Raw genomic sequence first — 19,613 nt, forward strand, 5'->3', positions numbered from 1 at the left:
AGGAGTATAAGCCCAAAGAGGTGGAGCCGGTGAGCCGACTTCAACTAATGGACATATCTCACTGGAAGGCCGACGGGGTTATATCAGGGGGGCCACCCGCGATTGGTTTCCAAAGACTTTCTTGTTCTGGGTACCAGGCAGGCAAATTCTTACTTATGGCCGTCGAGTACGACGAGCAAAGCAAATGGATGGAAAGAATTGCGAGTTTGAAACGCATTTTTCCATTCATACAAGAGTACTATCGGGCCTACATCAAGCCATTTGACGGTACAGATATCGTCCTCTTCAACTAGGGCAAAAAACGCCATATGTGCGTTTACATTCCCCTAGTATGACTGCTCCCGGGGTTATAACCCTTCCGGCCGACCTACCCCCCTGGTCGGAGTCATGGGGCTTTTCATGTACTTGTGTACAAATGCTACCTCAAAATCTGGGTCTATACGGTTAACTAACCGCTCGCGTACGTTCCCCTCAACTACGTATTATATAGCATTATTTGAGGTATAGCAGGGGATAATAAGTCTATCCAGGCCCCATTTTTTGCCACTTTCCGCCTCCAAACAACCTCTCGGTAACCGGTAAAACCCGCTTCAGGCTATATATTTCCTGTAAATCAGTCCAAAAGTGGTTCGACATTCGTACATTAGGGGGAGCCCTCCAATACTTTGGGGCAGATTTTTGGTCTGCCCCTTTATTTTTTCCATAAGTTATTGATAGCTAATCCGCTTTAAACTATTTCTTCTTCATCTTCCGGTTTGATAAATTTGATTTCGATGAATCTCACGAATGGTACCATCAATTATGAGGGCTAATATTTTGAAGTCATATTCTCTTCATGACAACTGCGGAAATGATGATGGTGTTGTTAAAGATTTCTTCTGAATTATGCATTTATAAAATCGATTGCCTTTTTCCATAGATGTATTTGCCATTTGTTTGCGTCGATCTTCGAGGATTTTTCTTCCGCAGGCGCTATTTGAAAGCTTGCCTCGCAAATTCTAAATTCTAAAACCTGTCGAAGAAGGGCTAAATTTTGGCTATATCTGTTCCAACGGGTATCCAAGTATTCAGTCCAAAATGCCTTATGACATTCCGGATCATTATAGGAATTTAGCATATTCATGCTTCTCCAAATTAAGTGCGCATATAGTGCAATCAATTGCTCCGTTACATGTACATCTTTCCCGCGTATTCCCATTTCCATCTTACCTAAAGTATATCCGTGTGATTTTAAGAGTGTATTCTTTGTATATCCCTTAAACAAAGCAAGGTCTTCAGTATGAGGAAAATCCCAAACACCGACATCCTTGATACTGGGAGAAATTTTTATGTCTGTGTGCCTATGCTGATTAACGCCGTTTAACAAAGAGGTTTTGGCTGAATGGGGTAAATATGCTTTTTGGGATGGTCCATCTGCCCTAATCCTTGGTGTTCCATGTAAAAAACAAGCTGTGGGTGCAATCCAACTGTGTTGTAGCTTGCACGCCATAGAGGTATATTCTGTTGCCTTTACTAAATTGCCACAAAGCATGGCCAATCGGCCAGCTTCTTGCATAAGCCACGGATGTCCTTGTCCTAGTGTGAAAAGAACTGTTTCAAAAAGATCAAAAATCCAGCGAATACTCGAATGACTAGAATTTATGGAAGCTAATTCCAGTAGCATCAAAGATAAATCTGAAACAGGCTTATGGGCTGGATAATAGAAAAACAGATTTCCATAAATGTAACCGGTTAAATGGGTGATACCAATTTTATCCTGTGATCCATCTGCGGTTTTGGGTGGAGCCGGAACGTACATAGAGAACGGACTTTCGTCGTCAAAAGCTTCCAAAAGTGCATTTAATCCATGTAGACCGTGTACGAATGTATATTGATGTTGCTCTATTCTTCTGAATGTTTCCTCCGTTAAAAGATTTTTAGCATGGCTTTTCCAAATTTCAAATCCTTGGATGACTCCACCGTCGTCACCACCATTCGTCGCGAAAATCAGAAGATTCCGTTTGGGAACTTCGTAAAGAAGGGGGGACTTAATTTGATATACATGGCTGCAATGCTCGCATGATACCTCACTCAAATCTCGTTTAAGAAGGAGATATCTAAACTCTGGCCAATCATCTTCACATACAAGAAAAACCGCATCTAATTTTATAATATTGTTACAAGTACTGCAGTTTAATGCTATAGTTTTAGCAGCTATACCGTTCCTAGTCTTTATGTGGTTCGGAACGAGCATAAGTCATTTTTTTATTCTATCAAGCAGTCGGAGAAGCGCTTCAGGCGATCTAGAATTAAATTTGAGAGAGAAAGGATTTGAAAATTCACTTGATAAAAAATCTTCACCCATAATATGCCAAGAAGCCTGAAGCTGAAGTATATATTTTTGGCCTTCAATTCCATCAACTTTAAGGAAAAACCCCTCTGTTTTTTCTGGAAATAGCTCAAAATGTTTATCTGTCAATTCGAAATAAACTGTAGACTCATCTATTCTTACATATAAATAATATTCATCAATTGGCGCTGCAGGGACCGCAGCTACGGTACTCATAATGAATTCCCTATGAAGTATCTTTAGGCCAAGCGATGTAATTTTAATTGGCTTTGTAGATGCATTGGTTACCGAGAATCTAACTTCTCCAATAGACAGATATTGATTTGGATTGTTTACTTTTCCTATATCAATGATAATAGAACCTGTATATTTAACTACCCCACTGCCATACTTCACCCCTTTTAATCTTTCTAACTGAGCTTGTTCTGCCTCTCGCTTCCAGTCATTCAATAACTCTACGGTGTAATGGCGTTCATCTTTGTCGATAAGATCGGAGCAAAGACTACATAGCCAGATTCCATTAGTAATATGCTTTCTCTCTTCCAGGGAAAGATTTGATTTATATCTTGGTCCCGCAGGTGAGGCCGCCGTTATGTGAGCTGCGATGCCAATTGTGGTGGACTTTTCGATTGCGCTATTGGGACCGACAGTTGGACGTTTGCACGTGGGATTAGAACACATATATCCTACGCGCTTTGCGAGGATTTCTTTTGTTCGAGGACTGAAATCAGCGATTCGATTCATGGAGGCTTTTTTAGGGCATAAACCGATTCAAATATTTGGCAAGGAAGTTCATTTCGACTGTAAGTCAATAATGGTCAACGAATTGAGGTTTATATTTCGGAAAAATGAGGGATTTTAATTTTATTGCTTTTACGATAAAATGGCCTCTTTGGAAATGCCCAAATGCATTGAAACCTCGGATAAAATAGCATTTAAAGTTCCAACCTTGATTGGTGTATGGTTGGGTATTGTAATGTGGTGTTGGCCGTTTCGATCAGTAGTCAGGCGAATATGACTACCTGTTTGTCTGGTCGGTGCATAGCCAAAACGCTTGAGTATTTTTATCAAATCGGAAGCATCCAAATCCCTGGGAATTCTCATAACGCAAAGACTTCGTCCCTCGTGACGTGGAGGTGGGCAATTTTGGGAACTTCGTCTGGATTATCAAAGTGACACTTAACGGCATCTTTGATCATTTCCCGCAGCTCCGGGAGCGAGTCGGCCTGAGTGATAATTCCCTCCCCTATAGCTTTGGCAAAATAGCCGCCGTCCTGGGACTCTTCGACGATAAATACGATCTCCGTCATGTATTAAAGTTACAAAAATCCCGGTTGTTTGGGAAATGTCGTTCTCGGACCGGCAAAACCCGCCTTAATCCATAGATTTCCTTCAAATCCTCCCCAAACCGGTTCGACATTGGTAAGGTAGGGGGAGCAAAAAAGGTCGCTTAGGCGACCTTTTTTGCTATGTCCATCAGCCATATTTTAATTATTTTTAAAGTAAATATGTATTGATTGGCCTATGAGGGAAGTTCAAAAATATTTGGGCGAGATTGAACGCCTTTGCCGTGAGCATAGGGTTCATAAACTTTATGCTTTTGGCTCCGTTTTGACCGATCATTTCAACGATAAAAGCGATGTGGATTTTATCGTCGATTTCGAACCTGTTGAACTGCAACAATACGCGGACAACTACTATGACCTCAAGTTCTCTTTGGAAGATATATTCCACAGGTCCGTTGACCTTTTGGAAGAAAATGCGATAAAGAACCCCTATTTTCTACAGGCGGTGAATAGTAAACGGCAGCTCGTTTATGAACATTGAGGTTAAAACCTGGTTATACGACATTCTCAAGGCCATAAAGGAGATTGAAGAGCATCTTCCCTTGTTGAAGAGCGAGATCGAAAGGCTGTTAAATCAGGACTGATACCCAAGCTGCCAAAAACCACTTCGGGGTATAGACTTCCTGTAAATCAGTCCAAAACTGGTTCGACTCCGAGATGCTAAAAAGGCAAAAATAGGGTAACGAAAAACGGCCCATAAAAAGGGTGTTTTAACGGTATTTTCCTTTCCCATTTAAGAGGTCTTATGTAATTGAGTATTTTACGGCACATCCAAAACCCGTGTTACATGCCATTGACTCCAATTACCGAAGGTCTCCCAAGCGAATTAAGCGTACAGCTCATGTCTGTAGAAAAGGTGTATTATTTTTCCTTTATCTCCATGAAGGGAGGCTGTGGTTCGTCCGGACATAAGGAAAACCATTGGATAGCCTTGACGGACAAAAGGGTGCTTTACAAAACGAAGGTATCTGAAAAGAAATCCGGGGTGGATGTATTTGTTCTAAAGGAAGGCATTCTGCCTTTTGACAAAATTTCTTTTCTGGAAGTAACCGAAGGCCAACAGAGCAATGGTTGCTCCAGGAGTAAAGTTTTTCAGTTGCGTATCAGCACTTCCGGAGGTACAGTCTCCATTCCCGTTCCTACACAAGAAAAATGCTATGAAATCCGGAAAGTTTTTACTGAATTGGGCCAAAATGGATAAGTGAAAATCCTGACGTTACCTTTAAGCCTTATCGGGATTGGTCTCGTTAAGATATACCAGCGGACCAAAACAAGACATTATTCTAAATGTCTGCATTTTCCGTCCTGTTCCAATTACGCGCTATTGGCATTGAGAAAATATTCCTTCTTTAAGGCGGTCTGGATCTCAGTCAAGCGATATAGGGATTGCCATCCCTTTTCCAACAGACCCTACGTAGACTACCCTTAATAATCGAACTGATTTATTCGGCAAAAAAGATTCGACGTTCGTATATTGGGGGAACCACAAAAAACCGTCACTCAATGAACAAAGCCCTGGCCATCATTTTCGGAATAGTATCTATCGGCGCTATCAAGGAAGCCTTAAGGATAACGTTTTCCTCCGCAAGCGACATAGCACCCAACCGCATCGGGCTCATCGTGATCAGCTATACGTTAACCATACTCTTTATCTTTCTGACAGTGCGATTCTGGAGAAAGGCTTCGAAAAAGCCAGGTCTGTAACCCCGGGCATCAGACCGCTTGCAGCGCCGGCCTTTTCAACGCCAACCGCGTCCCATAACTCAACTGCCTCCACACCCACTCCACCGGCCCATAATTATACCGGGAAAGCCACCAGCGACTAAAGAGCGCCTGCAAGAGATATACGACAACCGCCAGCCCCAGATAGAAATAAAGGGGCTCCCTCCCTATCAGCCCCAGCCCGAACCCGGAAAATACCAGGCAACCGATCACGTTTTGCACCATGTAATTGGTGAGTGTCATCTTGCCCGTGACTTCGAGGGTGCTAAAAAACCGGTGACCGGAACCGCCCAGGTAGAGGAGGCACAAGGAAGACATGATAAAGAACATGATCGCCAGCACGACTATGAAACTGATGGGATAGTGTTCTTTAAACGGCCAGGCAAGGCGGGCATTGATATATTTCGGGACGATGATGATCAACGCGAACGTCAGTGTAATCCACCATACCCTCCAGAGGACTTTTTTGTGTTGGGCGAGGTGGGAGAAAAAACCGATTTTTTGGGCCGAGAAACCAAAGAGGAAGCAGGTCATCATGACCCAGTGCACGGTAATACCGTAAAAGGGAGAGATCATTTCTGTATAGTAGGTTCCGATCAGACCGGCTTTCAGCACGTCCATCAAGTCGTGACTCCCGTACAGGAGTGGCCAATGTTCTCTATCCCAGTGAGGTGAGGGGATTTTTACAACAAAGGAAGTGAGGACGGGTTCCGTCAGCAGCATGGCTATGGCTATAATGAAAGTCGTCCGGGCGGAACATTTGTAGAAGGGCAGCAGGACCATCCCCAGGATAGCGTAGTCCTTGAGAATGTCGCCGGAGAAAAACGCGGAATTGATCAACGCCAGGACCAGGAGCCACCACATCCGCCGGGTAAAAAACCATACGGGATGCCGGCCCTTGGCGTGCAGCCGCTCCATCAGCACGGCAAAGCCGTAACCGAACAGGAAGCTAAGCATGGTCCAGGATTTAGCGGAAAAAACATAGGCGCTTATGTATTCAAGAACGACGGTAAAGGTTCCCGGATGGCTGATTTTTAAATTATCACCGAGAAAATAGGCATCATAGTAATTCATGAGCACGACCCCGAAGAGGGCCCATCCCCGGAGGATATCGATTATGGTAATGCGTTGGCTGGCCAGGATAGGTTGTACGACCGGTGGTTTCATCCCGGTAATATAACGAAATTAAAAATATAAAGCGGTCGACTCTGCCCACTTAATCCCCTTCGGCAGGTGGACGTTGCAGAACTCGATATGGATCACCCTTCGCCTTTTCGCATTGGTAGTGCGATGGGAAGCGTGTAACAAAAGGGGGCGCATCAACATAACACCTCCGCCTGGCACCCGGCAGATGTTTTCTTCCCTGTTAAGCTCGGGGGAAAACCGCTGAATTCCCTTTAGATGGGATCCCGGAATAACCCTCAATGCACCGTTATGCTCATCGGTAGGGTCCAGATGAATACGGACGGTAAAAATATTTTCCAAAATCTGAAGCGGCGGCTGAACTGCAAACTGATCCTGTTTAACCGTCCAGGGACCGAATCCGGGCAATTCCACTTTCTTGTCCACCGAAATCGTAAGGTCCTGGTGCCAGGCGACAAACCAGTTCGACTGTTCGGGCTTATCGAAATAAATAGATTTTACAACAAAATAGTCTTCGCCAAAGTACCGGCGGACGACAGCCATCAGCGGCTCATTAAAAATCAGGTGATGAGCTTCCTGGATCTCTTTCAGAAACTGCCGGATGGCAAACAAGTCGTTGGTTCTTCTGAAGGTCGGTTTTGAGGAATCCGCCTGCGACAAAATGTCCCCAAGGGCGCGGATTTCCGCCGGGGTATATATATCGTCAAGTATAGTATATCCCTTTGTGCGCAGTTGTTCCAGGCTCATCGAATATGTTTTTAAATGAGCGGCGCAATATACGCCACCGGCACCCGCTCCGTCAACCAAACGCCATTGTCGGACAAGAAAAATACATGCCCGTCCTGGTGCATCCTCTGTGCATCGACGACCAGCACCACCGGCTTGCCATGACGCGTGCCCACCGCGAGGGCGGTTTCCCGGTCTTTACTCAGATGTACGTGATGGCGGTTCATCTTCTGCAGACCGCTTTCCTCAATGCCCGGTATATTTTTTTCGGCCGTTCCATGAAAAAGAACAGCGGGCGGGGTTTGAGGGGTGTATTGAAGATCCACCTCGATGGAGTGTCCCTGGCTCGCGCGGACCATCGTGCCATCGTGGTTGAAATTAAACCGGCTTTTGGCGTTGGTGTCTACTATGTGTTTCAACACCTCCGGGCTCAGTTCCAATTTCCGGCATAAGGTGTCAACGCTCCCCCAGCCCTGCTCATCGAGCTCCAGGCCGATATGACCGGGGTTGTGCCGCAAGACATAACTGAGTGTTTTGCTGATGCGTGTATTTTCTTCTTTGGAGATCATATATTTATAACAAATATATGCGCTTCCTTTTACTCCCCCTCTTCCTCCTCCCCTGGACCGTTGCCCGGTCCCAGATCAAGGACTACGTCCAGCATGAAACCCATCCCATCCGGACGATTTCACCGGATTCCCTGGATTTTTCGGACCTGGATGTAGTCGGGCAGGCCGTGGGGGACAAAAGGATCGTCATGCTGGGGGAACAGGATCATGGGGACGCGCCCACGTTCCTGGCAAAGACGCGGCTGATCAAGTACCTGCATGAACGGAAGGGATTTAATGTAGTGGTTTTCGAAGGGGATTTTTTTTCCCTGACCCAGGGCTACGGGGAAACGTCTCCGGAGAAGATGGGAGATTTCCTAAAGCACAATATATTTCCGATTTGGTCTTATTGCGATGGCTGCACGGACCTGTTCTCGCGGTATATCCCGGACCATAGCCGCGAATTGAAAGTCGTGGGGGTCGACTTGCAAATGATTTTTGGATTTGGATACCGGTTTTTACGTCATCGGCTGGACAGTGTGTTGCGGCGTCTTGACTTGCCGGTGACGCACGAAGAAGGGTATACGACCATTTTTTTACCCATGGTGGACTCGCTTCCGAGTATCCGATGGTATCGCCGGGTGGGCAAGGCCACCCTGGATTCGGTGGCGGACTGGGCTGCACGGGCCGGAGACCAGGCCAGGACCAAACTATCGAAGGATGATTTTTGGGTGCATGTCTTAGACAACCTCCGGGATGAGGCCAGGATGTATGTGTACGCGCCTTCCAACGACCGGAAACGGGAGAGCGAAATCAGGGACCGCCGGATGGCGGAAAACCTGGCCTGGTTTGCGGACGTGGTCTATCCGAACGAAAAGCTGATCGTGTGGGCAGCCAACCCGCACGTGGCGAAGTTGAGGGACGAACCGGCCATGGGCGGGTATTTTACGGAAGACACCAACCTGGACAAGGAGACTTATGTGATCGGGTTTACCGGTTTTCAGGGAGAGGGCGGTCGCTTTGGGGCCAAACCCTATACAATACCCCCTCCCAGCGGGGAATGTTTTGAAAATTGGGTCGACCCGGCGATGGCCTTCGCCTTTACGGACCTGTCGGGCTACAAGGACAAGACCCGGTTCCGGATGCGTTTCTGGTACTATAGAGAAGATAAAAACGCGTGGAGTCGTATTTTCGACGGGGTGTTTTTTATTCGGGAAAACCGGAGATGTGCCCCATGGCCAAAAGCGGCAGGGCCGCTCAAAAATTAACCACCAACGCCTCCACCACCGCGTTCCTGTTCTCCATTTTCCCCCCGCTATAATAAAAGTGCTCGATCCGGTGTATCCGGAACCTGGACCAATAGGCGTCGATCATGGGGTTATGCCGATAGGCATTGTGGGACCAGGTGGACAAAATGAACTTGGCAGGGGTCCGGTCGAGAAGGGCAAATAAACGGGCTTCGTCCTCTTCGGTCCATCCGTTGTAGTAATCGGCGTACCGGCCGAAGTAGGGGGGATCGCAATAAACAAGGTCCCCGGCGACGGCCGACAAAAGCGTGGACGTAAACGAGCCATTGGTAAACGACCAGTCGCCGGTCATCACCTCCCGCACCCGGGTGACCTGGTTGACAATTTTGGTGATATAGCCGGGTTGGAAACGGTCGGGTTTTTTGCAGAACGGAATATTCCAAAGGCCCTTCCGGGAAAACCGGATCATCCCGTTAAAACCGCTCCGGTTTAGAAAAAGGAAATCGAGGGGCGCGAAGTCGCGGTTGAAGCGCTCGCGGACGTGGAGGTAGTGGTCGTAACCGCTTTTGGCCAGGAGCGCGCCTTCATACTCCAAAAAAGACCGGACAGAAGAAGGTGTGATGTCACCGTTGAGCAGACCTGCATAAAAATGAACGAGGTGGGGATTGGCGTCGCTCATGAGAGCGCGGGGAAAACCGGCGTTAAAACCCACGACGCCGGTACCCATAAACGGTTCTATCCAGCGGCCGGTAGAAGCGGCCTCCCGGACAAGTTCCAGGATAGGGGGGACCAGCTTGGTTTTGATGCCTTGACTTTTCAAGGGCGGGATAATGACCTTCATGCGTTCACTCGAAGGATTGACCGAAATGAAGCTGGTTCCCTTCGGGGTCGACGACGGTAAAATTTCGAAGCCCCCACGGATAGCTGACAGGAGGTCCTAACACACGGGCGCCTTTGGCGGTGAGTTCGTCATAAAGGGCGTCGACGTCCCTCACAAAACAATAGCAACCGCCCACACCTGTATAGATGCGGCTCCGGCTTACCAGAATGACCGTGACCTTGTCGCGGTCCATGACCGCCAGGTCTTCCTGGGCGTAGTTGACGTGAAAGCCGAGGATGTCACGGTAATAAGCTAAAGACGAAGCGACATCCGTACAAGGGAGGTGCGGATTTGATTTATTCAACTGACCCGAAAGGGGTGTAACGGGATAGTTATACGACTCCGCAAACCAAAGCCTGTACCCATCGGGGTCGCGGACCTCCACCACTTGGTATTTGATCCAGTTGACCCTGGCGGGCTCGGTGGGCTGGGCGCCCCGTGCGTAGAGGGTATCCCAGGCGCCGGCGATGTCGGCGACCTGGATAAAAACAACGGCGGGCTCAACCGGTCCGTGTGACAACAACAAACGGACGGGACCGTACGAAACGTCGTTGTCCGATGCAGAAAAACCCAGGACATCGCGATAAAACGTGAGGCTCCGTGGAAGGTCCGCCACCTGGAGACAGAGGCAAACGGGACTCTGGATGCCCATGCCCGATCCAAACACCTGTTTCCGCAAGACGGCCTCAATGCCGTCGCGGACAAGATCGGATGCGCCGGTAGAAAGCCACCACCGCAAAGTGCCGGGTCGCACGCGAGCGCCAGCGTCGACCAGCAGGGACGCGATCTCCGGGTGGGAAGCCAGGGGACCGTGCCCCGCAGACCAAAGCGTTTGCCCGAGGACGGTGCCCCCATAACAGTTCTCCAGTTCAAGGGGTGCATCGACGGACAGAAGATAGCGTACCGTGTCGGTAAACCCGCCATGGGCCGCCCAGTGAAGGGCTGTGAACCCGTCGTCCCCGCGGGCATCGACCGGGACGCCCCGCTCTACCAGGTAGCGGACCACGGAGGTATGCCCGTACCGGCCTGCATACACCAGGGCCATCCGAAGTGCTAAAAAATCAGAATTGCCTTCCAAAAAAGCCGCCACATCCTCCAGGGACCCGATGCCGGCCGCCGTCATCAGGCTTAGTTTGGCGCCGTGTGTAGCCAGCCACAAAGCCGCCGGGAGCCGGTCATTATCCAATGCCGCCTGCAGGGGGGACGCCCCCGGAGCACCTTCGACAGAAGCGCCGGACGCCAAAAGCGTTTCCAGCAATCCGATTTGTACGCCCGCCTTATGCGGGTGTATACTGGTCGCGACCAGCGTCAGGGTTGTGCAGGGACCCATCACGGCGTCTACTTCCGCACCCGCTTTCAAAAGCACTTCCGCGACCCGGATGGCATTGGGCGGGGAAACCTGGCGGTATTGCTCGACTAAATTAGCGCCGGTATAGTGCAACAACGTAGCGCCATGCCAGCGCATCGAACGGGTGAAGACAAGCTGTGGATGCGCGTGTAGCAGTTCCTGCAGGAGGCCCAGCTCTCCCTTGACCACCGCGTCTGCGGCGGCCTCGAAGGCGGCAATCGGCGCCCCGGTTTGGGTCATCCCATCCAGAAAGATGCGGAACGTGTCGGCACTGCCAAAACCATAGGACCGGGCGACCAGGGTCTCCGCGTCAGGGGTGGCATGCGTCCGGGCTTCGGCGGCAAATTGTTCGGGGCCGTATCCAGGCGTCAGGGGAAGTATGTCAAAGGTGTTCATGGAGCGTAGGCAATGGCAATCGCTCCTAAATATAATCGATTAAACCGTAAAAGCCCCGGGGTACTTCTCGATGGCCAGACTGGACAATTTGGCTTTGGTATCGTAAAAGGCCAGCATGATCGCCAGCATGAGCACATAGGCAATACAGAAAAATCGATACGTAAGCAGGGTAAAGGACCCGTCCCCGTCGAGCCATCGAAAACCCTTAAACACGTTTAGGTAAAGATTGAGCATGATGGCGCTGGTAAAAGATACGGGGTAAAGCTTCAGCATCAAAAGCGGCCGTCGTGGCGCCGGGCATTGCCGCTTTTGTTTCCACCAGATAAAAAGCTCGAACGCGATCAGGTAAATAGCCGCCGCGGCGTTGACGTGCTTGAGCACGATCAGGGGCAAATAGAAAGGCAATACATAAAAAACGGTGAGAAGCAACAGGGTCAGCATCACCTTTGGCCAGTTGAAATAGGCCACGAACATGGACCAAAACATCCGCCGGTATTGTGCTGTCAGTTGTTTGCGCCGGGTCTTTACCATTGTCCCGAAACCGCGATAGCCAAAACCCTTGGTGGCCTCGGAGAGCGCTGTTTCAAAGGGTACAGCCGGCCGGGCCTCTATGGCGGCGGCCAGGTGATCCACCAGCTCGACCTGTATGTCATAATAATCGATCCCCTTTTCCCGGCAGAGGTCGAAAAGCCGGTCGATTTGTGCGGTGGTAAGCGTCATCATAGTGCGGGTTTAAGAAGAACCTGGAGGGTAGTCAGAAAAGACTGGAGTTCGCCCTCGGCCTGTTTTTTCTCCTGGAGACCCGAAGGCGTCAGCGAATAATACTTGCGGACCCGGTTCCCGATATGCTCCATTTCCACCCGGAGAACACCTTTATCCTCCAGCCGGTGGAGCAACGGGTACAGGGCGCCTTCCGTGATTTCGAGTTCTCCTTTTGTCCGCTCCCTGACCTTTTGGGTGATTTCGTAACCGTACATCCGGCCATGATCGTGGAGCAGTTGCAGGAGGATCGGTTCCAGGCAACCTTTATATAAAGCGCTTTTATTCATGCACCAAAGATACATAACTTCCAAATACATAAGAAATTTATGTATTCGGTGCCGTGGTGGTCAATGTATAATGGTGAATGTCTTCCGGGCCGGGCCTATACCCTTTAAGGTCAGCGATTTCCATCGGGAAGGCAGCCCGGCCAAACGGAGCCGGACGATCCCCCGGGGCGTAATCTCCAGCCCGCCGAAGCCATACAACATGGCTTGCAAGAGGCCGCCTGCCCCGGTGGCAAAATAGGGGTTGTCTCCATGGGCGGTTTCCGCCAGGACGCCGAAAGGAGGACGTTTATTGGGCAGATACCCCGCCTTGAATACGGCATACGCGCGGGTCGGAAGCCCCAGACGGGCATACAACACGGCAAAAACAGCCTGGGTCATGGCAGGACCCTCGCCCACCCGGGGTTCGTAATAGTGAAGGTCCCGGAGCACCGCCAAAGAGTCCATCACCTCGTGCAACGGGAAAGCGAGCAGGTTGACGTCGGCTTGTTTGATGGACTCCCCATGATAGGTGGCGTGTTCCCGGGTCACGCCGTCCGGAAAATGGAGAATGGGAATGCGCCCCGCAACAGACAACCAGGAGGTGTCGGAAGGGAGCTGTAAAACGGAGGCAGCCAGAACGGCATCCCGCAGGTTCTCCCGGGCCGCAGCGTTTGTAAAAGCATCGTTGTCCACGTTCTCCGCCCATTCATCGGCCGCAACGACATTGTCAATGTCCCCGTGGGGCCCTACCCTGCTGACCCAGAAATCGGCGGTGGCCGACAACAAGGGATACCCCTTTTCCCTAAGCCAGGAGGTATCGCCCGTGACGCAGTAATAGTTCCACGCCGCCAGTCCTACGTCTGCGCTGATGTGGTGTTCAAAGGGACCGCTCAAGGCCCAGACCGGGGTTTCTTCTCCCCCGGTCGCCGCACTTTCCCAGGGAAACATCGCGCCCCGGTAGCCATGGGCATAGGCGTTATCCCGCGCGGCGGAGAGCCGGAGAAAACGGTAGTCCAGCAAAGAAGCCGCCATCCGGGGTTGCAATAAAACCAAAGCCGGGAACATCCACAATTCCGTATCCCAGAACACGTGCCCGTTATACCCGAGCCCGCTCAGCCCCATGGGTGAAAGGCTGTTCCCACTCCCCTCCCGCACAAATGAATAGAGGTGATAAAGCATGCTGTGGACGTCGCGCTGGGTGCTGTCATCCCCGTCGATCAGGATGTCGCTTTGCCAAAGATCTTCCCAGGCCCGCCGGTGTGCCTCCAGGAGACGGGACCGGCCTTGCAAGGCGGCAAAGACGGTCAGCCGCTCGGCGTTATTCAGCGGATCGGGGTCCTGGGCCGACGTAAGGGTCGATCCGACAACGGCAAAGCGAAGGGTTTCCCCTGCGCGCAACGAACGGGTGAAACGCATCAGGTGCCGGTTGACGTCCCAGGTCTCGTGAACCAAAGCGGGTGCCGGGCCATCGAACAAAAACGCATCTGATGCCGCGACGGTTAGCCGCCCGCTGGGACTCGATGCGGTCGACGTCAGCAGCGAAATGCCCCCCACCTGGCTGTAATAATTCTGTACGTCCCGCAAAATATCCGGTGCTTCCATGACACTGGCGGCATTTATGCCAATGCCCCGCCATGCTGTTATGGAAACATCCACCATAACGGTATACGGTAGTTGACGTAAAGCATAATAGGTATACCGCACCGATGCTTTACCAGGCACGTCAAATGTGGTTGTCAGGCTGGCGCCCCGCATATCCAGCTCCTGGACCGGGTGCTCCACCTGGTTCAGGTCGGCAATGCCCACCCCGTCGATGTCCAGCGAAAGGTTGACCAGGTTGAAGGTCTTCAGGATGTTACTGACGCGACCACGTCCATACAAATCGAACGCGCCGCCCATGACGACGTCCTTCACCTGGAAGGGTTGTGCCGACGAAACAATCCCGATCTGGCCGTTGGCAACGGTTTCGCCGAAGTAGGGCGCCCCGCGAAGAAGGGGCGCCCTGATCGTCCAGATGGCCGCGGAGTCGGCGGGGCCGGCGAAGTGGGCCGCTGCCGCGGAGTCAGCGGGGCCGACAAAGTGGGCCGCTGCCGCGAAGTCGCCCGGCCCGGCAGCACCCGAAGGGCCCGCGAAACCCGCGGGCGCGGCCAGCAGCACGGCGACCGCGAAAAAAAGGATCCCCCGCATCAATACCCCGGATTTTGCTTCAACTGCGCATTCGCAATAATCTCCAACTGCGGAATCGGATAGATGTACAAATGCCCGTCCGATGCATCCGCCGCTTTATCCGGCGTTCTTGCTTCACTGTAATAGGCCGGCCCCCCGGCAACTTCGTACCGGATCAGGTCGTCCCTGCGCACCATTTCCCAGGCCAGCTCCCGGGCGCGTTCCGCGAGAATATTCGGGAGGGTGAGCTGGGCGGCCGTCCAGTCGTGCGCTACGCTGCCGCTATAGGCCCTTTCGCGGACTTTGTTCACCAGGGAGAGCGCATTGGTAACCGCCCCCGCGCGCAGTTGCGCCTCCGCAGACATCAGCATCACGTCCGCCAGGCGGATAAGGACGATGTCGTTGCTTTGGTTGCCCCCGGTGCCGGATTGCGGGAAATATTTGATGTTCCGGGCGCCCGCAAGACGGAACGCGCCGTCCCCGCTGGAAAAAGTCGTCATGACGGGGTTAAAGGCCAGTGACAGACCCGTTTGCTGATCCACCGATTCGATGCTGGTATTGGTAGAGGCGTATAGGACGTTTTGATAGGGAGGATAAGGGTATTGGGTGGTAAACTGCTGGCCCACCAGGTACTGACCGGAACGCATATCGTTAAACGTACGATAGGTGTTGGCGCCGTTCGCGGAATAGGTGGACGTGGTGTCGAAATTCGCGTAAAAGTCCGAGGTGCTGCAGAAACCGTTATAAGGGGACGTTGTCAGGCCAAACGTCACCTGGCTTTGGTAGTGAAGGGTGAACAGCTCCCAACTGTTGCCACTGATATTGGTCTTGTCGAAGGGCACCACAAAAATATTTTCCACCGACCCGTCATTGGTGGGCGAGAAATTATCAAAATAGTCCGGCTGGAGGGTATACGGCCCGGCCAGCACGGAGTCGCAGTATTTGATGCAATCCGTCCAGCGCACTGTCCCGGAAAACACCTGGGCGTTTAGGTAAAGCCGCGCCAAAAGGGCGTAGGAAAAATACTTGGTGACCTTGCCATACGTCGTGGCATCGACCGTCCCGGAGAGATGGGGCAGGCTGGCCAGGAGCTCCGATTCGATAAAGCTGAACACCTGGGCGCGGGGACTGTTGGTCAGGCTGTCCGGGTTGATGTGCGCGCTGGAGACGATGGGAACATTCCCCCAAAGATCCATGGCATAGTAGTAGTAAAAAGCCCTGAGCGTCCGGACCTCTGCATTGATGCTGGCAAGCGAGGAGGGCGCGGGGTTCAGGCTGTTGACGGTCGACAGGATGAAGTTGCACTTGCTGATCCCGGTAAAAATATCCTGCCAGGCCGGGTCGAGGAAATTGCCGGTGGGGGCCCAGGTATGTTTCCAAAGAGCATCCCAGTGACCGGCGTCGGCCCAGTCGTTGCCCCGGGAGGGGACAATGAATTCATCCGACGAGCCTTCCATCATGGGGAAAACATTGTTGTTCCCCATGGCGATATTGGTGAGCTGGACGTAGGCCGGGGCCACGCCTGCCGCGATTTGCGCGGGGGTTTGCCAAAATTCATTCTGGGACACCACGCTGTATAGTTTTTGGTCCAGCTTGGTGCACGAGCAAAGCCCGGCAAGGAACAGGACCACGATAATTGTTTTTTTCATAACGGTATTATTTGAAGGACAGGTTAACGCCAAAGGTGAAGGACCGGGTCTTTGGATAAAATCCATCGCCCTGGTAGGACGCGTCGATATAGGCTTCGGTGGGTGGAGGCGGGTTCGTGCCGATGGTGCCCTTGTTGCTGCCTTGCGCAAGGAGGTTGGCGTTCCCGGTAGCGGTGGCGACATAGCTGGCCAGAAAGGGAACGTTCACGGTCGTGTTCCGGACCTCGGGATCCAGACCCCGATAGTGCGTCACCACAAAAAGGTTATTGGCCGCCAGGTAGGCCCTCAGGCTGGATATCCCTTTCACGTGAAACGTATAGCCCACCGTCACGTTTTCCATGCGCAGGTAGGAGGCTTTCTCCAACCAGTGATCGGATACCTGGGGAGAATTGGTGATGCCGTTGGTGAGGGCGTCCTTTGTCGCGTTGTTGCCCGCAAAACGGTTGATATTGTCCAGGACCATGCGGGTGTTGTTAAAGATCTTTTGACCGTATACGCCCCGGAGGAAAAAGCTGAGGTCCCAGTCCCGGAACGTAAACGCAGACGTCAGACCGTAATTGAACTTGGGGGCAGGGTCGATGTAGTGCAGCGTGGCATTGTTGACGCTTGCCGTTTGCCCGCCCGCTGAATCATACAGCTCCTGGCCCGCGCTGTTGAGCCCTTCGTAGTGCGGGATATAGAACACATAAGGGCTATACCCCACCTTGAGGTAGGTGATCGGGCTGGCGCTCAAACCACGCCCTTCCGCCACCCCGCCGGGGATATTGTCCGTCTTGACCTCAAATGATTGAGAACCGTTGCTATAGGAGCCCGACAGGCTGGTGACACGTGTTTTGATAAAGCTCATCTGGCCGGTCAGGGTCCAGGAAAAATCCCCGTTTTTCACCACCACCCCGGTGAGGCTAAACTCCTCCCCTTTATTGGTCAGGGTGCCGACGTTGGCCAGGATACTGGGATACACGATGGTCGGACTCGCGTTGGGATACTGGACGCTGTAGGTGTACAGGAGCTTTTCGGTTTTGTCATTGAAGACATTGACCTCACCGGAAAGCCGGTTCCGGAAAAGCGAAAAGTCCACCCCTATATTTTCCCCGTGTCTTTCCTCCCACTGCAAATTCGGGTTGGCGTTCTGGTTGGGCGCATACGCCTGGGCATAGCTGCCGGTGGCTGCATTGTAATAGTTCCCCACGGGGGCATACGTCAGCTGGGTATTGTAGGGTGTGATGGCGTCCTGGTTCCCCACGACCCCGAAACCCGCATTGATCTTTAGCTCATTGACCCAGCGTACATGGCTCATAAAGTCTTCCCGGCTGATCCGCCACGCGGCTGAAGCGGAAGGGAAATTCCCCCAGCGGTTGTTGACCCCGAACTTCGAAGACCCGTCCCGGCGGATGGATCCCGTCAGGTAATATTTACCCGCGTAGTTATAGGATACCCTGCCCAGAAAGGAGATCAGTTCGTATTCTTCCTGGTAGGAATAGATCCGGTCATAGGACTGGACACCTCCCTGGAGGTTATAGGCCTGGTTCTGGTCCAGCAGGAAGTCCTGGCCTACGGCCGCCTGGTTGTTGTAGATAAAATCATTGTATTCGTAAACACCGGTAGCGGACAAACTGCTTTTGCCCCAATCCTTCACATAGTTGAGGTGCATATCCCCCTTGGATGAATTCCGGTTCTCCGCTCCCGTCGCCGCGACGTTCAGGTTATTGACCACGGGGAAAACCGGCTGGTAAAAGCTCATCTGGTTGTTGAAGTGGGTAATCGACCCCGTGACCCCTGCCTTTAAGCCCGGGATGATCTCATAGTTGGCGCTTCCATAAGTAATCGTCAGGTACTCTTTCCCGGTATTGGTTTCTTCCATCTGCTGTTCCACGGGGTTTTGAAGCGCGAAGTCGGAATAACCGAAATAGCTCCCGTCGGAATTTTTCACCGGGTAGGTGGGTGGCGAGCTGTAGGCTTCGTAGAAAATATTATAGTCCGCGTACTTCCGGCTGGTCTGGGTGTTGACGATCCCCGCCTGGAGCTCCAGCTTGTCATGGAAGACTTTTTGCTGGGCGTTGAAACGAAGCCCCACCTGTTCCCGGCCCGTATTGATGACGATCCCCTGCTGGTTGAGGTAGTTGACGGAGGCACGGTAGGTAAATCCGCCGCCGCCCCCTGACATGGACACCGTATGGCTGTGTGTAAAACCGGTCCGCGTCAGGGCGTTTTGCCAGTTGGTATTGCCGCCATGGTCAAAGGATGCGATGGTGGAGGGGCTTAGGCCCAACTTGGCGGCGCCCTCCTTCCATTCAGACGCGTTGGCCATCGGGTATTCCTTGGCGATATGGTCCAGGCTCAGGTACCCGCTGTAGTCCACCTGGGGCGAACCCGACCGTCCCCTTTTGGTATTGATGACGATCACGCCGTTGGCACCGCGCGACCCGTAGATCGCAGTGGCCGACGCGTCTTTGAGCACGTCGTAGGACGCGATGTCCCCCGCGGGTATGTTGGCAATCTGGTTGGGATCGTCCAGCGTGACCCCGTCCAGGACCACCAGTGGCGTCTGGCCGCCGGTCAGGGACGTTTGTCCCCTCAACCGGATGGAGACCTGCTGGTTGGGGTCCCCGCCCGGTACGGTGATCGACAAGCCCGGGACCTTGCCCTGGATCTGCTGGATCGGGTTGGCAAGGTTGCCGCTGGTGAAATCTTTGGAGGCGATAGCAGACACCGCCCCCGTCAGGTCTTTTTTCCGGGCCGTGCCGTACCCCACGACGACGACGTCGCTCAGCGAAGCACTTTCGGGTTTGAGCGACACCGCCAGCGTAGGCTGCACGGCCACCTCCACGGAAGAAAACCCCACCGAGCTGACGACCAGCACGCGGGCGTCGGGAGGGATCGTCAGCGAAAATTGCCCCAGCGTGTCCGTCAGGGTCCCGGTGGTGGCGCTGTTTTTTACTGTAACGGAGGCCCCGGCTATGGGGCTCCCTTTATCGTCCCGGACGGTGCCGGTGACTCTTTTGGTTTGGGCCCAAAGGGCCGGGGTGTTGCAAAGCAGCAGAAATGGACACCAGACGAGCCATTTCAGCAAACGGATCTTGGTCAT

Annotated in this window: 19 protein-coding genes; 5 read left to right on the plus strand and 14 right to left on the minus strand. The window is 52.3% G+C overall.

Translation table 11 applies throughout. From position 1 onward, the window contains the following. Positions 1-883: 883 nt before the first annotated feature. The 4 genes from EDB95_RS03680 to EDB95_RS03695 all read right to left on the minus strand — a co-directional run bounded on the left by EDB95_RS03680 (position 884) and on the right by EDB95_RS03695 (position 3,639). Positions 884-2,233, minus strand: a complete 1,350-nt coding sequence (locus EDB95_RS03680; RefSeq protein WP_133990692.1) for a CpXC domain-containing protein — start codon at positions 2,231-2,233, stop codon at positions 884-886. A gap of 3 nt (positions 2,234-2,236) precedes the next feature. After that, positions 2,237-3,073, minus strand: a complete 837-nt coding sequence (locus tag EDB95_RS03685; protein ID WP_133990694.1) for a hypothetical protein — start codon at positions 3,071-3,073, stop codon at positions 2,237-2,239. 129 nt (positions 3,074-3,202) lie between these two features. Beyond that, entirely contained in the window at positions 3,203-3,433 is a 231-nt protein-coding gene (locus EDB95_RS03690) for a type II toxin-antitoxin system HicA family toxin (protein ID WP_133990696.1), read from the minus strand. Continuing rightward, positions 3,430-3,639: a 2-oxoisovalerate dehydrogenase gene (locus EDB95_RS03695; RefSeq protein ID WP_133990698.1), complete on the minus strand. Its 210-nt coding sequence runs from the start codon at positions 3,637-3,639 to the stop codon at positions 3,430-3,432. Before EDB95_RS03695 ends, EDB95_RS03690 begins: the two co-directional genes overlap by 4 nt. 214 nt (positions 3,640-3,853) lie before the next feature. Here EDB95_RS03695 and EDB95_RS03700 point away from each other — a divergent pair, with 214 nt between their 5' ends. The 4 genes from EDB95_RS03700 to EDB95_RS03715 all read left to right on the plus strand — a co-directional run bounded on the left by EDB95_RS03700 (position 3,854) and on the right by EDB95_RS03715 (position 5,379). Beyond that, the gene (locus EDB95_RS03700; protein WP_133990700.1) at positions 3,854-4,156 is read left to right on the plus strand and encodes a nucleotidyltransferase family protein; all 303 of its coding nucleotides are present in this window, start codon (positions 3,854-3,856) and stop codon (positions 4,154-4,156) included. A 306-nt stretch (positions 4,157-4,462) separates the two neighbouring features. Then, positions 4,463-4,876 (plus strand): hypothetical protein, encoded by a 414-nt coding sequence (locus EDB95_RS03705; protein ID WP_133990702.1) that lies wholly within the window; start codon positions 4,463-4,465, stop codon positions 4,874-4,876. Beyond that, positions 4,877-5,104, plus strand: coding sequence for a membrane protein insertion efficiency factor YidD (gene yidD / locus EDB95_RS27970; RefSeq protein ID WP_133990704.1), 228 nt, complete (start codon positions 4,877-4,879; stop codon positions 5,102-5,104). Positions 5,105-5,178: 74 nt separating this feature from the next. Beyond that, complete coding sequence (locus EDB95_RS03715; RefSeq protein ID WP_133990706.1) at positions 5,179-5,379, plus strand: hypothetical protein; 201 nt, start codon at positions 5,179-5,181, stop codon at positions 5,377-5,379. 9 nt (positions 5,380-5,388) lie between these two features. On the opposite strand, the gene EDB95_RS03720 is transcribed toward EDB95_RS03715, so the two are convergent. From EDB95_RS03720 to EDB95_RS03730, 3 genes are read right to left on the minus strand one after another with little or no spacing between them, the layout of a single operon-like run. After that, complete coding sequence (locus tag EDB95_RS03720; RefSeq protein ID WP_133990708.1) at positions 5,389-6,564, minus strand: DUF418 domain-containing protein; 1,176 nt, start codon at positions 6,562-6,564, stop codon at positions 5,389-5,391. A gap of 18 nt (positions 6,565-6,582) precedes the next feature. Continuing rightward, complete coding sequence (locus EDB95_RS03725) at positions 6,583-7,287, minus strand: phytanoyl-CoA dioxygenase family protein (RefSeq protein ID WP_133990710.1); 705 nt, start codon at positions 7,285-7,287, stop codon at positions 6,583-6,585. A gap of 11 nt (positions 7,288-7,298) precedes the next feature. Continuing rightward, positions 7,299-7,835 carry an RNA 2'-phosphotransferase gene (locus EDB95_RS03730; RefSeq protein ID WP_133990712.1) on the minus strand — a complete coding sequence of 179 codons (537 nt, stop codon included), beginning with the start codon at positions 7,833-7,835 and terminating at the stop codon, positions 7,299-7,301. 17 nt (positions 7,836-7,852) lie between these two features. On the opposite strand from EDB95_RS03730, the gene EDB95_RS03735 reads away from it, so the two are divergent. Next, complete coding sequence (locus EDB95_RS03735) at positions 7,853-9,082, plus strand: erythromycin esterase family protein (RefSeq protein ID WP_133990714.1); 1,230 nt, start codon at positions 7,853-7,855, stop codon at positions 9,080-9,082. On the opposite strand, the gene EDB95_RS03740 is transcribed toward EDB95_RS03735, so the two are convergent. The 7 genes from EDB95_RS03740 to EDB95_RS03770 are packed head-to-tail and all read right to left on the minus strand — an operon-like array spanning position 9,072 to position 19,613. Next, a complete protein-coding gene (locus EDB95_RS03740) occupies positions 9,072-9,902 on the minus strand; it encodes a DNA adenine methylase (protein ID WP_133990716.1) in 831 nt (276 codons plus the stop codon). The genes EDB95_RS03735 and EDB95_RS03740 overlap by 11 nt on opposite strands. 4 nt (positions 9,903-9,906) lie before the next feature. Beyond that, on the minus strand, positions 9,907-11,685 hold the full coding sequence (locus tag EDB95_RS03745) for a VOC family protein (protein ID WP_133990718.1): 1,779 nt from the start codon (positions 11,683-11,685) through the stop codon (positions 9,907-9,909). A 39-nt stretch (positions 11,686-11,724) separates the two neighbouring features. Next, the gene (locus tag EDB95_RS03750; RefSeq protein ID WP_133990720.1) at positions 11,725-12,408 is read right to left on the minus strand and encodes a hypothetical protein; all 684 of its coding nucleotides are present in this window, start codon (positions 12,406-12,408) and stop codon (positions 11,725-11,727) included. After that, on the minus strand, positions 12,405-12,734 hold the full coding sequence (locus tag EDB95_RS03755) for a PadR family transcriptional regulator (RefSeq protein WP_133990722.1): 330 nt from the start codon (positions 12,732-12,734) through the stop codon (positions 12,405-12,407). The genes EDB95_RS03750 and EDB95_RS03755 overlap by 4 nt, the downstream gene beginning before the upstream one ends. A gap of 60 nt (positions 12,735-12,794) precedes the next feature. Further along, entirely contained in the window at positions 12,795-14,900 is a 2,106-nt protein-coding gene (locus EDB95_RS03760) for a glycoside hydrolase family 65 protein (protein ID WP_133990724.1), read from the minus strand. After that, positions 14,900-16,528 (minus strand): RagB/SusD family nutrient uptake outer membrane protein, encoded by a 1,629-nt coding sequence (locus EDB95_RS03765; RefSeq protein WP_162852472.1) that lies wholly within the window; start codon positions 16,526-16,528, stop codon positions 14,900-14,902. The genes EDB95_RS03760 and EDB95_RS03765 overlap by 1 nt, the downstream gene beginning before the upstream one ends. A 7-nt stretch (positions 16,529-16,535) precedes the next feature. Next, positions 16,536-19,613: a SusC/RagA family TonB-linked outer membrane protein gene (locus EDB95_RS03770; protein ID WP_162852473.1), complete on the minus strand. Its 3,078-nt coding sequence runs from the start codon at positions 19,611-19,613 to the stop codon at positions 16,536-16,538.

Source organism: Dinghuibacter silviterrae, assembly GCF_004366355.1.
GTDB classification, from domain to species: Bacteria; Bacteroidota; Bacteroidia; order Chitinophagales; family Chitinophagaceae; genus Dinghuibacter; species Dinghuibacter silviterrae.